Genomic DNA, 15,690 nt, shown 5'->3' on the forward strand with positions numbered 1-15,690 from the left:
GATCAATTTCATTACGGGCAGCCCCTCTGATGTGCTATGGAACGTTGGCAGTACACTTGCCGATGGAAAACAAGGCTGCCCATAATGAAATTGGATAAGTTTATAGCGACCTATGCTATTGCCAATCCTTGTTTTGTTCAAGATTGGGATTTAACTGGATCTGTTTTAGTGGCAGGGGGATCAGGTAATTCTTTTCAGCAAATTTTCTTTGCGTTACCGGATCAACGACCACATCGCCATTGGCATCTAAAGTAATAGAAGGTTTTTTCTTCAATCCAGGAGGCGGTGTTTCAGTACCGGTATAAGAGTAGATGGTTTCGTATTCCGTACCTGTCCAGTGAACGCCCAGCATTGGCTTGGTCAGTTCAGTGTGGGCAATATACCAGCGTTTCAGGTCATCAAAACGGAAACCTTCTCCCTGCAGCTCCACTGCTCTTTCCCGGCGTATTTCTTCCTGCATACTCAACCCATTGGCGGTAACCAGGGCATTGCTCAGCTTAGGCATGGAAGCATTTACCCGCTGCCGCACCAGGTTCAGGGATATGTCCAGGTCGGCATCACTGATGGCCCCATTCCGTTCATAGACTGCTTCGGCATAATTGAGGTACACTTCCGCCAGGCGTATAACGGGATAGTCGTACCCTTCCTGGAAATTGGGCACCTGTCTTTCGGCTGCCCATTGCTGGTTTTCATAGCCGGTAGTACCATTGGCCCAGGTATCATGGGCGGGGCGTGCATTCGCCAAGTCGGCCGGGCTCCAATCCCAGTTTATATGCCAGTTGGCAGCATTTTGCCAGTAACGGTAGTTGGGCATGGTCATAAAATAGCGCATGCGGTTATCCCTGTTTGCAAATTCAGACGTGAGGGTAGCGCGGCTAAAGGAGGTGGTTGTTTTATCAATAGGCAACCCATCGCTGCACAGGTACATATCAGCCATTTTACGGCTCATATCGGCGCCCAGGGCGCCAAAGGAGATCTGCCCGGGTATCGTTCTCAACAGGTTGTTCGATTCATAACGAACGGCCAGCACGTACTCTTTGTTGGCAGCTTTCGTGATATTGGCAGGATTGGATTTCTGGTTTTCCAGGATAAACAGGTACTTGAGGGCCGAATCGCCCAAAGCAGCAGGTTTAAATAAGGAATACTCATTGGTGGCAATTACAGCATTGCTGTTGGCGATGGATTTATCCAGCAACGCATTATAACGCGTAGCATTCCCTGCCCTGAATTTTTGCCAGGTGCCTTCATACAGGCATACACGGCCCAGGAAAGCCTGTGCGGCCTGCTTGCTGATGCGTCCTTTATCACCAGGCAGGATGGCGCTTTCCAGCGGCAGGTCGGCAATAGCCGCTTCAAGGTCCTGGATAATAAAATCTATGGTTTCGTCGCGCGTATTGCGTTTGGCACTCAACTCGGGCGACTCAGTGGTCAACACATCTTTTACGAGAATAACACCACCATAGGAAGTAAGGAGTTTATCAAAGTAAACGTAGGCCCGGAAGAATTTGGCCTCCGCTACATACGTTTTAATCTCCTCCGGCTTGGGATAATTGGCGGCCTTAGCCAGCAGATAGTTGCAGTTCCGGATCCAGGCATAGGCGTTATTATAATTCCCGTCGTCAGAAACTGTCGTATTCGTACCTCTTACAAAAGCGCCCCTGTCGGCGCCCAGGTCAGTGGCATTACGGGAATCATTCAAGGTATTGGTTTGACCAAAAGTGCGCAGGTATCCATAAAAGCCATTGGCGGCTAATTTGAATTCGGAAGTTGATTTCCAGAAGCTGGCATCGGATACCCTGTCTTGCGGCTCCAGTTCCAGGGATCGCTTACAACCGGCAAACACGGTAGTAAGCATATATCCTGCCAGGGCGATCGCTATATATTTGAATTGCTTTTTCATATGTTTAAAATTTTGCAGGATTAAAAAGTAACGTTTACACCAAAGGTCAGCAAGCGATAGAAGGGGTAGCGTTGCGCCCCGCCACTTATGCCGGCAGTTTGCTCGGGGTCCCACTTGTCCTGCACTTTGGTCAATTCCCAGAGATCGTTACCGGCTACATACACACGCAGCCTTTCAATCTTCGCTTTACGGCTGAGTTCCTGCGGAAGTGTATAGCCTAATACAATATTCTTTAACCGCACATAAGCGCCATTTTGCAGTGACCAGTTGGATATCTGGTAATTGTAGGCGCCATACCCGCCAAATCCGTTATTGGTAGCAGTAGTCAATATGGGCAGCTCTGCATTAGGATTATTGGGTGTCCAAGTTTTTCCTACCCACCAGTTGGCATGCCCCTGCCAGATGGTACCAAATGGTATGCTCCAGTCAGAACGCCTGTAGACCAGCCTTTTTCCTACTCCCTGGAATACAACTGAAAAATCAAAGCCATTCCAGTCAGCACCCATATTGAATGCAAACGTATACCGGGGATCGCTTCTGCCTAAGTACACTACATCGCCATCGGGTATGGCCTTGCCATTGGCATCTTTTAAACCCAACAGGTATTGGTTGGCGCCGGCATTGGTGAGCTTGCCATCTCCGTTAACATCTTTATACATGTTAATGCCCTTGATCATCTGCGTAGCGCTGGGCATATTGGAGATACTGCTGCCGGGTACCAGCAGTGCATAATCAGCCGCCTGCTTATCGGTTTGGATACGGCCATTGTATACATAGCCAAAATAAGAGCCTATCGCATATCCTTCCACAATCGGCGACCCGGCGGTTACCACATTCCTGCCTCCATAACTAACCAGCTTATTGCTGTTGTCGGTCAATGTTCCGTTAATATAATAATACACTTTACCTATCCTGTCTTTCCAGCTCAATGCCATTTCCCATCCCCATACTTTCAGGCGTCCGATGTTATTAGTAGGCGCTGTAGCTCCCAATACAGCAGGATATTCCTGGGGCAGCAGCATGTTCTTATTTTCTTTCCAGAAATATTCGAAAGTACCGCTAAGCCTGTTTTTGAGTACCGCAAAATCGACCGCGATATTGGTATTTTGTATCTTCTCCCAGGTCCTGTTGGTACTTACGAGCGTACCTGCCGGTCCGGCTGTTACTGAACGGGATGAATAACCGCCGAGGACAGGGCCTCCTGTACCAATATTGATCAATTGCAGGTAATCATACAAGCCTATGCCCGACTGGTTACCCACAGTACCTATAGAACCCCTGAGCTTTAATTCATCCAGGAACCGGACATTCTGCATGAATCCCTCCTGTGTAATGCGCCAGCCGGCAGACACCCCGGAATACAATTTCCATTGATTGTCCGGATCAAATTTGGATGAACCGTCACGACGGATATTGGCCTCTAAAAGGTATTTGTCCTTATAAGTATAATTGATACGTCCAAAGAAAGAGGCAATCGCCCAGTGAAAGCGGCTTTGATTATTGGTGCGGGTAGTATTATCGCCTAAACCTAAACTCAGTGAAGGCACATCATTGCTGGCCAGGTAAGTGGTTCGTGTGCTATAGAAATCGTACTCTTCCCGCTCATAACTTCCACCGGCTACAACATTGATACTATGATCTTCTGCCACTGTCTTTTTATACTCCAGGTAGGCATTCGTGTTGAAATAAGCGTCTTTAAAAAATCCGCGTTCATACCATGACTGATCCTGCCTGGGGTTACCCTGGTATTGATACGTTTCAGCATAATTATAGATCTCCGGGATGTATTTATACTGATTCGCCATATCTATACCAGCCCAGCTATAGCCAGCCTGTGTAATTAATTTCAGGTCTTTAGAAATACTGTAATCAGCTTTTATGTTGGCAAACACCCGGCTGTTATAAGTAATATTCTCCCCGCCCAGCTCAAGCAGCCAGTTGCGGGCCGGTTGTGTACCCCAGGCATAGGGTTTGCCGCTTTTCGTAGCCACCGGAAAGCCGGGTTGAGAGCCAAAGTTGATCTCGCCCTGCCTGGTAGGATACACCACATCATTCTTTTCCAGTGAAATAATGGTCTCTATTTTTAACTTCGGAGAAAAGGTATAATCGAGGGCCAGACGTGCATTATAGCGTTTATTGGAGTTCTTGCCCCATTTCAGCATACTGCCGTCATTCATATAGCCAAGTGACAAACGGAATCCTATTTTATCATTCCTGGCCGAAAGGCTCAGGTCATGCTGGTCCGAATAAGCCCTTCCATTGCCCCATAGCAGGTCTATAGGATTGGTATCAAAAAAAGTATAGTCCCTTACATCTGTAAAACCTATGTTATCAACATATCCTGGCGTTGTTTTATCAATATACAGGGAATCCGGCCTGTTGATCCAGGCCCTGGCATATTTGGTCCATATCCAGTTTTCATCGGCCGTGCCGTTGACAGAGGCATTGGAGATGGCCTCTAACAAATACTTGCCATATTGGTCACCATTCAGGATACCGGGCTTTAATCCCATTCTTTTTTGTGATACAGAACCATTGTACTGAATGAAGGGCTTCCCTGATTTAGCTCTTTTGGTAGTGATCAATACTACACCACCGGCAGCCCGGGCCCCGTAAATAGCAGCCGCCGCATCTTTCAGGAAAGACATATTATCAATATCGTTGGGGTTAATAGAGTTCAGGGCGCTGAGGCCAACGAGGGGAATACCATCCACCAGCACCAATGGTTGAGTACCGTTGATAGAAGTGGCACCCCTGATCTGGAAATCCCATCCTTCCTGTCCCGGTGCTGCCGAACTGCGGGTAACAATCACACCCGGTACCTGGCCCTGCAGGGCCGACATGGGATTAGGCACCACGCCACGGTCCTGGAATACTTTTGAATCCACGGAAGATACCGACCCGGTTAAGGTAGCTTTCTTCTTGGTGCCATAACCTACTACTACCACATCATTCAGTTGCTGGTTAGCGCTGGTCAGCTTTATCACTACTGTTCCATCAGCACCTGGGTTAATTTCTTTTTCTTCAAACCCAATATTGGAGACAACAAGCGCTGCATCGGCAGCAATGGTCAGTTTGAATTGTCCTTTTACATCAGTAGATGTACCGGAAGTGGAACCTTTGGCCCGTACACTGGCGCCCGGAACAGGCGCATTGGTTTGTGCATCTACAACCGTACCGGTAACCGTTTTTGTAGCCTGCGCCCAGGCTGTATTGCTGCATACGGTCATCAGCAGCAACAGAAGGGAGCACATGGCAGCCCATCTTTGTGGCAATCGCGGAGAATTGATCATAATGGCAATTTTTTGGTCTTAAAAAATTTGTTCTATTTAAGGTTAAGGCTTGTATCACAGGATTGGATTAATCGATTAAGTGTCAGGCTATAAAAAAAACCTTTACACCGTTAGCTTATTCCTGACCACCTGATGCGATGATTGCCTGATGACAAGTCGCGTAGGCAATACAATCGTTTCCTTTCCCAGCACGTTTCCTGTTCCCGACAGGCAATTCATCAAAGCTTCGATCACTGCTTTCGACATTTCTTCCACGGGTTGCGCCACGGCAGAAATGGAAGGCGAGAACAGGGAAAAATGTGTGTTATCGTCAAAGCCCACCACCGCCATATCATCTGGTATCTGTGATCCGTTTGTATGAATAGCTTCCAGTCCGCTAATGGCCAGGTAGTTGGTGGCAAACAGAATGGCATCCAGTGCAGGATTGCTTTGCAGGAAGTTGGCAATCTTTTCCACCACCAGCTTTTCCCGCTCCATCTCATAAGGTATCTTCAGCACGGCAGGAGTAAGGCCTTGTTGCGCCATGGCATTGCTGTATCCCAGCAGCCGGTCATGCATCTGTGTTTGCGTGGAATTCAGGGTCACCAGTCCAATGTTCTTATAGCCATTGGCAATAAAATGGTCTACCGCCTCCCGGGCGCCGCCCAGGTTGTCAACAATTACATTGTAAGTTTCGAGCTCCGGGAAGAAACGGTCGAACAATACGACCGGCAGGTCATCATTCATCAGTGAAGCAATATCTTTTTCAATACCGGGTGGCGGCGCTATAATATATCCATCCACCTGCGTATCGCGGAACACCCGTAAGAGATCGCGGGTAATGGCCACATCGTTCTCTGTGCTCGCATGGAATATTTTATAATCATGCCGGTGGGCATATTTTTCAATGATCCTCGAAATGCTCGAAAAGAACGGATCGGCGATATCTTCTACCAGCATGCCGATGATCTTGCTTTTGCCGGTGCGCAGTGATTTGGCCACCCGGTTGGGCCGGTAACCGCAGCTCTCCACATATTGCAATACCTTCTGTTCCATGGCGGGACTGATGCGTTTTTCAGTGGCCTTACCATTGAGTACATAAGAAATGGTGGCAGCCGAAACCTCCAGTTGCCTGGCTATATCATGTATGGAGATCTTCCTTTTTACCACAGCTTTAAGAATGTTGATACTGGTTAATCGATTAGGCCATTCAGGCAAAAAAATACCCGGCCGGGTCCATTGCTGAACCGGAAAAGACCGTACTGACTACATTAACTACAAGGCTAATTCAGGTAATGGACCTGACCTGGAAGGGATGTTCGTTTCATACTGGCAGTTTTTAATGTTAAGAAGAAGGACCGGGATATCCGGATAAACTGGTAAAGCCTGATTATACCGGCAATCGTTATTAATTGGACAGGTTTGATCCTTGCTTTACCGGCGGCGCCATTATGGCATTGCCGTGTAAAAAATGAATTCATCCTATCCTACCGGAATCCATAACAAATGTACTATCATGTGCCGCGAAGGGGGTGGGATGTATAGGCCAAAAAAGGGGGTATTTTTGTTCAAATTGCCTGATTTATAAGGATTCTTTAAAAATCACCCCTATTTTTTGTGAAGGTGATGGCGGTCATGCAGGTTAAAAAGTGATCGGGAAGGGCGCGTTGATGCACTGCGTCATTGTGGCATTGGGGAATATTATTGAGGGAATGTGCTGAGTTGGGTGTTGAATGGGTAGTTTATGGATGAGGGATGCTCAGGGAATGGCCTAAGTATTGCCTGAACCTTGCACTGGTACACTATAGAAGGGTGCAGTATTAGAGCACTCCAGTGCGCTTTTCAGGACATTCCCTGGCCATGTTTAGAGCACTAAATATATGAGATCTATCCTTTTCTGTCCGGCCTGATGAGATCACATTCCCGTTAACTAAAAATTATCATAAATCAACTGCCAGGGCCTGAATATGGGTGTTTTCACGGTGTACTAACTAAAAAGCAGGTATTAAATTTAAGTAACACTTTGTGGAGACCTAAACCTTTTCCGAGATGGCAAACATTAAATACGGGATATTTGATTTATTTGTATATACCCTGCCCGGCATTTTCTTTCTTTCCTGTATTCTGTACATTCAACGTTACGATCTGCTCCATCCTCACCTGATGTTCGATGGCTCATTTTTCACCAATAAGGTACCAGCCTTCCAGGTTATCCTGTTTATTGGTTGTTCTTACATAGCAGGATTTATATTGAGTATATGCGGTAATTATCTTCTTTTTCTTGTTCAGAAGCTCGTTGCATACCTCTCCTTAAAACCGCGAAAGGCTTCGAAAGAACCAACCACTGACCCGCCATCTGTCAAAAAATCAAAAATGTATACGGTGGTGAGGGAACAGGCCAAAGAAAACCAGAAATATATTGAGCTGTGGAATGTATTAAAAAACTTCAGCGCCACACTCGCCATCACTATTTTGATCCTGACTGTCTTTTTCTTTATAAAATTCAGCACGTTTGGCCTCTTCTCCCTGCTTACAGGAATAGGATTAGTTATCCTGTTATTATTCAAATCTATGGAATACCATTCATGGGCGCACGCAGACCTGAAAAATACCTATGAGAATGTAAAAAGTGTACAACCAAAACCTTAAACGCATTCGTCATGGAAAGAGATGATTTGAGAGATGACGTAGTGGTTACCGATTTCAAGGAATTTCTTCAGCTCCTCAAGGAAGAAAAGATCAGGAAAGACAAAGACCTTCTTCCTATAACACATATTCCAGATTCTTTTAAAATCGGCGCGATTAAAAAGGATCGTCATTTTAAGACTTTTAAAGGAAATAAGAATTATCCCGATGAAGAGCTGGCCTTTTTCACATATGGCAGAAACGTGTACATACCGGAAGAGAAAAAAAACCTTGAAAATGATGCGTATCCCCCTATGGTATTTGTAATGGACCCTCCTTCAGACATTATACCCAAAAGAATGTTACCGTTCGACTCCGGGGGCTTTGAAAGGTATGATTTGCCTAAAGGAATGCCCCTTTCACGGTTTGAAATAGACAGGCCGTGCCAGGAAGATATGATTAAGCTGGTATTTCTCCTATACCGGAATAACCAAAATTACCTGAAATACGAACATGACTTTGAACAATTGGCCAAAAGATTACAGTTTCTCTTCCCCGAGCTGGAAGTGCTTCACCAGTTTTACTCAAAAGTTAAAAACACATCTACAGAGGTCGGGCAACAGGGCAGATCTGTAGAAATCCAATACGATCAAGAGGTACCGTTAAAACCCATCCTGGTCCTTTATCCGCACATCTTCGCCACTAATGAGGGAAAAGCAGACCAGGTAGAAATGGCTTTTGAAGGAGCGACGGTACTACCCTACGCTGCTTCAGGCAACCCCAGGGTTTATATCACTGCCATCAATGAGCAAATTACCAGGTTCATTAATCCATCCACAAATACAATAGCGTGAAATTTTATGGATATGCCATACCGCCATTTGATGTAACAGACTTTGTTCCGGTAGTGTACCAGCAAGGTAATGAGTTCTATATATCACAAAACAAGAATCATATTATCGTTGACTTTTACAAACTCAAGGCAGAGGCGCCCGTTGAGGTTGTCCGGCGCGACATTTACAGATCCAAATCTGACGAAGCAGTTTACTGTTATCTCTCTCCTGTAAGAAAACCGATTATAGGCGAATTCAGCAAGATAGAGGATCAATTGTATGCGCTGTTACTGGGCAACGAACTGAACCATTTTGCCCGGTTATCACTGGCTTATTTTTTCCGGCTTAACGGGAAACAGAGAATGTTAATAGAGGCGATCAATGAAGCATATAAAAAGCGGGACCCTGCATTCAATCTATCGGAAATACCCCCTGAATGCGATCAACTCACTACAGAAACCGGGTTTGGCCGTATAGCAGACAGTATCGCTTATTGGAAAGAAAAGAAAGCCCTTTTAAAAGAGCAAATATCCTGGCCTGAAATTATATACGTTGAAAAAGCCGGCGTTTATATTGATTGCTGGAGTTGCAGTATTGATGACTTTATAAGCGAAATAGACAGCGGTGGAGCGATCATCAATGAGTACCTGGCTTCTATTCCAACAGAAAAAAGGGTCGGGCTGGAGATAGCCAGTAAAATATTGTATTCAAAATCGCTGCATCAGTCCGAACCGACGGCTGTACCATTGGAAGAAAGGCATCTCAACCAGCAACAATTAACGGATGCCTATCAAATGGAACATGATCTGTCGGGAAATTCGTTCCCCAAAAGACCTTCACAAAACGCTCCCACGAGAACAACGCCCCCGGAAGGGTCAGACCATCTTACCAAAACGGCCATGAAAAAGCTAAAAGAAATATTCGCTCCAAAATCAACCCATGACGAATACGAACCCGCTATATAATAATAATTTTATCTTCAATTTGTCAGATAAAGAGATAGATGCTATCGGGGATGACCTGAGACTACAGGCAAAGGGGTTTACTTTCCTTTATGCAGTAGACACTTACGACTTTGTCCACTTTTTCATGCCTTACCTCAATAAAATAAGCTTTACAGAAGAGCACATCAGCCAGCTTGCCCAGGAGGCCATTGCCTATGAAAGTTTTTTCACCGACACCGTCAACAGCACCATTATCCTGCTGGATGAGTATAAAAAAGAGCTATTGTTGGTAAAAGACCTGTTTTTAGAAAAAATAAGACATGCATCTGAACTGACCAAAAACAAGAATGAGCTCATCAATGAAATTTTAACGCTGATCAATTCCGGAGAAGGGTTGCACAAGGTGATCAACAAGAACTTTGAGCTGTTTATGCTATCCCTTATTTTCTCCAAGCGGCACAACAATATCAAGGAAATCAGCTTCCTCCAATTCCTGAAAAAGAAGATGCACATAGATGCTTTTGAAACAAAATCAGCCGCTTTTAATGATTGCGCCCAGGCGTCTTTTTCACAACCCCTCAATAAAAAAATCACCGAAACGCTGTATGATGCTTTTATAGATTACGGATTTAACTTTCTGAAAAACTTCAATGAAGCAAGGCTCCATAAATACCTTGAGAATACATTTACAGATATTATTGCCATTCAACGGGTACTGATAGCCAATGAAAAGATCCACCAGGACCCGCAATTCAACAAAACAATATTCTACTATTTATCCTCAGCTCCCTTTAAGTCCAAAATACTATTTGATATCGTACACAATAAATACAGGGCAGAATTTTCCTTTCACAAAAAATTCAGCACTGCTACTACAGGCATTCATAGAAATATATTCCAGGTCTTCCTGTTCTCTATCCTTTCCCGGGAATACGCCCAATCAATACCGGAAGCATTAAACATACTCGAGCTAATCAAACAGATCAGCGCCAAACACCATAATAATGCCGTAAATGGCAGAACTATTGACAGCGACAATATACCTAAAGGACTGCATGAGTTACTGGATAAATATTCCTTAAAAATAGAAAACCATTTTTACCGTGGTTTACTCGACAATTACCGGGAAACACTTCAGGATATTCTTGACGGAGTGCTTGACAATAACGACAAAAAGCTAATGGAAAACTTCAATGAATTCCTGCACATGCAGGATGACAGGCTGGTTGACCAGGACTTAAAATACAATGTGGCCAAACTTGACCAGTTGGTACAATTAAAAAGGATTGAAGCCATAAAAGTCCGTTTTGGGAAAGACATTATACGGTTTAATTTCCATCACCTGCCTTACCTGCTCTTTCTTTATGACACCCCCATTCACCAAAAATATGAACCGCTGTATCATTTCCTGACCATCATCAGCGAGGTGGAGAACGAGGAAAAAATACAGGGCAAAAAAATCACCCAGTACCTCAATCAACTGGCCATGGGTCAGGGATCGGGCAAATACATTATTGAGTTTTTAATCCTGACCTACAGTGACCTGCTTGCCATCAATACCGATGAACAGCATGAAGATGACCGGACATTGGAGCTGGAACTCATCGAGGTACTGGAAAAACAACTGTTCCTGATAGAAAAGAGCAATATCATCCACCAAAAAAAGCGACACAGCAAATCAAGGGAACCGAGCGCCGTATGGAGAGAAATTACCTATATATTACTATGGCTATACAGAAGGAATGAGCTGTATGATCCTTTATGCAAACTGGAAGAAAAGCTAAACCGGGACACCATTACAGATCCAAGAATATTACATGGGCTTGGACTGGCCATGGTATCCATGTATTATACCAAAACACAATACCCGCAGTCGCCCGGCCAGTTAAAAAAAGCGATCCATTACCTGGCGTCATCGCTACCGGAGTATAAATCTATCTATATTGACGCCAGGTTGCCGGTAGTAGCCAAACTCGTTCTTAAAAACATGATAGGCGTATGCAACTCGATCTGTGATGCCTACATTAGCTTATATGATATAGAAAAGAACACAGAACATATTGAAAAGGGACGCCAATACCTGATCGAATTAAAAGACTGTATTGATAAAATAGATATCCCCTATCACAATCTGCCCATTCCCAATACCACCGAAGCAGAACTGGAAGCCTGCGAAGCTGAAATACTGTTAGAAAAGAATGAACTGTTTTTAGCAAAAAAGAAACTGGAATACGCCAAAAAAAGATACAAGAAGTCTGCCGGCAGACCCACACTGATGGACCCTCGTTTTATAGAAACAGTTTCTTTAAAAATAAAAAACCTCGAACATAAAATGGGAGGCGGCAACTAAAAGCCTGATCACGCCAGCCTATATAAATGCTATGGGAACATTCCCGGCGTCCGGGAATGTTCCCATGCAAAAAATCTGTTCTTTTTCTTTTGACAAGTGAGCGGTAATTCAAAGATTGTGCACACAACGATTGCACAAACCAAACACTTGCCAATATGAGAATCCTGTTATTCTTTCTCCTGTTCGCGTGCGCTGCCCGTAGCAGTGCACAATCTTTCGGCAACGGTAACATTGTAGTAGTAAGGATTGGTACCGGAGCCCTCCCCATGACAGCAGGCACTGCACAGCCTGTATACCTGGATGAATATACGCCCTGCGGAGAACTGGTCAGAAGCATCGCCATGCCGGTGACCGTCAGTGGCAGTCATCGCCGGCTCACCCTGCCGCCGGCATCAGCAGATTACACTGAAGGGTTTATCAGCCTGTCGGAAGACGGCCAATACCTCGCGCTGGGTGGCTATGATGCTGCTACCGGCACCGCCGCCGTTACAGGCAGTACCAGCTCCACCGTCAACCGCGTAGTAGGTATCATAGACGCTACTGCCAATGTAAACACAACCACCGCTTTCAGCAACCGCTTCAGTACTGTATCCATCCGGTCGGCCATTACCGATGGCAGTAATGTATGGGCTGCCGGCGGTAATGGCGGTATTGTATATGCTACTGCAGGTAGTACCGGCACTTCCAATACCTTACTCACCAGCACTACCGGGCGATGCCTGGGCATTTATGACGGGCAACTGTATGCCACTTCCACCGCCACCAACCTGCGCATGACCCGTGTAGGCAGCGGCCTGCCCACTACTGCAGGACAAACGATGACCAACCTGCCCGGTTATGCCACCACAGGCGGCAGTCCGCTCCAGTTCTTTATGGCACGCCTGAACGGCAGCGATACGGTCAACGTACTCTACATTGCCGATAATAACCAGCTCAAAAAGTATTCACTGGTAGCAGGCTCGTGGACTGCCAACGGTACCCTCGGTGTAACAGGTGATAAATACCGCGGACTCACCGGCACTGTATCGGGCAGCGATGTGATACTCTATGCCCTTCGCAGGAATGATACCGGTGGTGAGATTATTCAATACACGGATAATACCGGGTATAATGCCAGCTTTGCCAACCTTAAACCCATCATCCTTGTACAGGCCGACAGCAACCGGGTATTCAGAGACCTGAGCATGGCTCCCCAGGCAGTATCTCCATTAGCTGCCCTGAAAACCAGCAACAGCACCACCGGCTTCCGGGTACTTTCCAACCGCAAAGGCCCCCTTGTACTGGCAGAGATCGCTGCAAGCGAGCCCGTGCGGGGCATGATAAATATCTATGACCAAAACGGCCGCATTGTTTATACCCGTAAAGTGACAGTAGACAAAGGCATTTATCGTTATCCGCTGGATATGCCGGCCAATGCCCATGGCCTGTACTTCGCCAGCTTCATTTCCCTCCGCGGCGATCTCATCACCCGTAAGTTCATCTACTAATTTGTCAAATCTCCTCCACATGAAAAAAACTATACTGCACGCAATCATCCTACTATGGATAGCAGGCTTCATATCCGGTGAAAGCCATGCACAGGGTCAGCCTGTTTTGTCGGCGCCCCTCCATAACAGCACTGGCTATGTACGTAATCCCTCTTTCACCTGGCAGGCCTTTACCAATGGTTACAGCTATGATATACAACTGGCCACCGATGCCAACTTTACCAATATCATCGCATCACGTACCAACCTGTACATTACCCGCTTTGTACCGGTAAGTACCTTGCCGGCCGGCAATGTGTATTGGCGGGTAAAGGCAAAAGATGAAGCTGGCGCAGACGTAAGCAACTGGTCTGACACGTTTACACATACCGTGGCCATTCCTCCCAGAACATACACCATTCCACCACATGCCACCCTGCAGGCGATCAAAGACACCATGCGCAAGGCCATCATGAATACACCTGCGATCCTTGCTTTCACGGCTGATTCTACCTATGAATTGGATGGAGGGTTCACTGGCTTATTTGCTATTGACACCGCCAATATCAATGACCTCATCATAGAAGGCAACAATGCCAATATCCTTATAAAGAACCATCCGCATATAGGGTTTATGCGCATACAGAATTCCAACCGGGTAACCGTGCGAAGACTGAAAGTAGACTGGGACCCGCTGCCCCACTCTCTGCTGGATGTGATCAGTGTGAACAACACGGATAGCACGGCACTGAATGTGAATGTGCGGTTGAGAAAAGTGAATGGTCAAACGTCGCCCTTCTATCCGGCCATCTATAACAATCCTTCCTTTACCGATCATTGGTCATGGTCATACCTGATTGACACCACCGATCCCGGTAGCCTGAAGAAGATAGACAACGGAGCTGTTGGTATCGTGCCGGCCGATGTAACGCCATTGGCGTGTAAGGATACACCGGTATATAATATCTATCATCCGGGATCCAAATCGGGTAAATACTTTGTTGTGGGCGATGTGCTTTCTATTGTAGCCAGGGACAATGTAGGCCCGCTGATGAGCACCCGCAATTGTGTTGACTTTGTTTGTGACAGCATCATCAATTATACCAGTCCTATCGGCTGTTACTACTCCTATGATGGTAGTGACATGAAAATACTCAATTGCCAGTCGGTACTCAAAGATGCCAGCCGTTTTGTATCGGCCAATGCGGATGGGGTGCATTGCCGTGCCAATGCCATCGGCCCCTGGGTAGAGAACAGCACTTTTATTGGCAATGCCGATGATGGCGTGGCCTTGTATAACAAAGGCATCTTTGTAAAATCAAAGGTCAGCAACACTACCCTGCTGGTCACCAACAATGAATTTATGAACCTGAAAAAGGGACATATCTTCCGGATCTACACGCCCAAAACTGGTAAGATCGTCGGCTCCAACTTTACGGTAGATACTGTGTTCCTGCAAAGCGGCAGTTACCGGGTACAGTTCTCCCCTGCCATTCCCGCCAATGATTATGACAGCCTCGTTGATATAGGACTTACCGACCTGCAGCAGAATGTTCAGTTGTACAATGCTTCCCTGCGTAATGAAAGGTTTATGATCAGCAACAACCGCTTCACGGTAAGGGCGCGTGGTTCTATCATACGCTCTGCCAAAGGCGTGGTGGAGGGCAACCAGTATTATAGCTGCTCATCGCCGGCCATAAGTCTGTACAATGAAGCTGCTTTGTGGTACAACGGACTGTACAGCCGGGATATATGGATCACCAACAACGACATCAGGAACAGCGGGTTTGACAACCTGGGCGCTGACGCAGGCTCCATCAATGTGCGCATCAATAAGATTGACTCCGCAGGCCCCAATAACTATTTTGTGGATAATATGTCGCCCTCCTCCCTGGACCATGCCAATATCCGCATCTTCAACAACACCATCAGAAACTTTTCGCAGCACGGCATCTCGCTCTTCAATGCCGCCAACTGCACCATTAAGAACAACGTATTCATCAGTGATATGCCTGGCTTTTACAGAACAGGAACGCATTATGGTATTTATATCAATACCACCTATGGAACATCTATTATCAGCAACAATTTTACAGGCGACACCCGAACGCCTATGACACAAATACAGCGGGTAAATGATACGGGGACAACGGTTGTACCCTAAAAAGCGAAGAGGCCGTCTCAAAAGTAATTGAGGCGGCTTCTTTATTTTAGGAGTACGGTTATTCACATATCTGTATAAAAAGACGTGATGCGTTCAAGGGTTTAGTATTGTTTTTGTGGCATGATCTGGCATGGCC

The 15,690-nt window shown here is 46.0% G+C and carries 9 protein-coding genes; 6 read left to right on the top strand and 3 right to left on the bottom strand.

Annotated elements, in window-relative coordinates:
• Positions 1-115 precede the first annotated feature (115 nt).
• From HB364_RS32370 to HB364_RS32380, 3 genes are all read right to left on the bottom strand, one after another.
• On the bottom strand, positions 116-1,900 hold the full coding sequence (locus HB364_RS32370) for a RagB/SusD family nutrient uptake outer membrane protein (RefSeq protein WP_167292596.1): 1,785 nt from the start codon (positions 1,898-1,900) through the stop codon (positions 116-118).
• Positions 1,901-1,920: 20 nt separating this feature from the next.
• Entirely contained in the window at positions 1,921-5,193 is a 3,273-nt protein-coding gene (locus HB364_RS32375; protein WP_167292597.1) for a SusC/RagA family TonB-linked outer membrane protein, read from the bottom strand.
• A gap of 102 nt (positions 5,194-5,295) precedes the next feature.
• Positions 5,296-6,342 (bottom strand): LacI family DNA-binding transcriptional regulator, encoded by a 1,047-nt coding sequence (locus tag HB364_RS32380; RefSeq protein ID WP_167292598.1) that lies wholly within the window; start codon positions 6,340-6,342, stop codon positions 5,296-5,298.
• An 879-nt stretch (positions 6,343-7,221) separates the two neighbouring features.
• Between HB364_RS32380 and HB364_RS32385 the strand changes: the two genes are divergently transcribed.
• The 6 genes from HB364_RS32385 (at position 7,222) to HB364_RS32410 (ending at position 15,554) form a co-directional block, all read left to right on the top strand.
• Positions 7,222-7,821, top strand: coding sequence for a hypothetical protein (locus HB364_RS32385; RefSeq protein ID WP_167292599.1), 600 nt, complete (start codon positions 7,222-7,224; stop codon positions 7,819-7,821).
• An 11-nt stretch (positions 7,822-7,832) separates the two neighbouring features.
• Positions 7,833-8,651 (top strand): hypothetical protein, encoded by an 819-nt coding sequence (locus HB364_RS32390; RefSeq protein ID WP_167292600.1) that lies wholly within the window; start codon positions 7,833-7,835, stop codon positions 8,649-8,651.
• Positions 8,648-9,595: a hypothetical protein gene (locus tag HB364_RS32395; protein ID WP_167292601.1), complete on the top strand. Its 948-nt coding sequence runs from the start codon at positions 8,648-8,650 to the stop codon at positions 9,593-9,595. Before HB364_RS32390 ends, HB364_RS32395 begins: the two co-directional genes overlap by 4 nt.
• Positions 9,570-11,924 carry a hypothetical protein gene (locus HB364_RS32400; protein ID WP_167292602.1) on the top strand — a complete coding sequence of 785 codons (2,355 nt, stop codon included), beginning with the start codon at positions 9,570-9,572 and terminating at the stop codon, positions 11,922-11,924. Before HB364_RS32395 ends, HB364_RS32400 begins: the two co-directional genes overlap by 26 nt.
• Positions 11,925-12,079: 155 nt before the next feature.
• Positions 12,080-13,411: a hypothetical protein gene (locus HB364_RS32405; protein WP_167292603.1), complete on the top strand. Its 1,332-nt coding sequence runs from the start codon at positions 12,080-12,082 to the stop codon at positions 13,409-13,411.
• 19 nt (positions 13,412-13,430) lie between these two features.
• Positions 13,431-15,554: a right-handed parallel beta-helix repeat-containing protein gene (locus HB364_RS32410; RefSeq protein ID WP_167292604.1), complete on the top strand. Its 2,124-nt coding sequence runs from the start codon at positions 13,431-13,433 to the stop codon at positions 15,552-15,554.
• Positions 15,555-15,690 lie beyond the last annotated feature (136 nt).

The sequence above is a fragment of the Paraflavitalea devenefica genome, from assembly GCF_011759375.1.
GTDB lineage: Bacteria > Bacteroidota > Bacteroidia > Chitinophagales > Chitinophagaceae > Paraflavitalea > Paraflavitalea devenefica.

Bases quoted from the DNA above. Each gene is read 5' to 3' on its own strand.
- HB364_RS32370 (WP_167292596.1), bottom strand. From the start codon at position 1,900: ATGAAAAAGCAATTCAAATATATAGCGATCGCCCTGGCAGGATATATG.
- HB364_RS32375 (WP_167292597.1), bottom strand. From the start codon at position 5,193: ATGATCAATTCTCCGCGATTGCCACAAAGATGGGCTGCCATGTGCTCC.
- HB364_RS32400 (WP_167292602.1), top strand. From the start codon at position 9,570: ATGACGAATACGAACCCGCTATATAATAATAATTTTATCTTCAATTTG.
- HB364_RS32410 (WP_167292604.1), top strand. From the start codon at position 13,431: ATGAAAAAAACTATACTGCACGCAATCATCCTACTATGGATAGCAGGC.
- HB364_RS32390 (WP_167292600.1), top strand. From the start codon at position 7,833: ATGGAAAGAGATGATTTGAGAGATGACGTAGTGGTTACCGATTTCAAG.
- HB364_RS32405 (WP_167292603.1), top strand. From the start codon at position 12,080: ATGAGAATCCTGTTATTCTTTCTCCTGTTCGCGTGCGCTGCCCGTAGC.
- HB364_RS32385 (WP_167292599.1), top strand. From the start codon at position 7,222: ATGGCAAACATTAAATACGGGATATTTGATTTATTTGTATATACCCTG.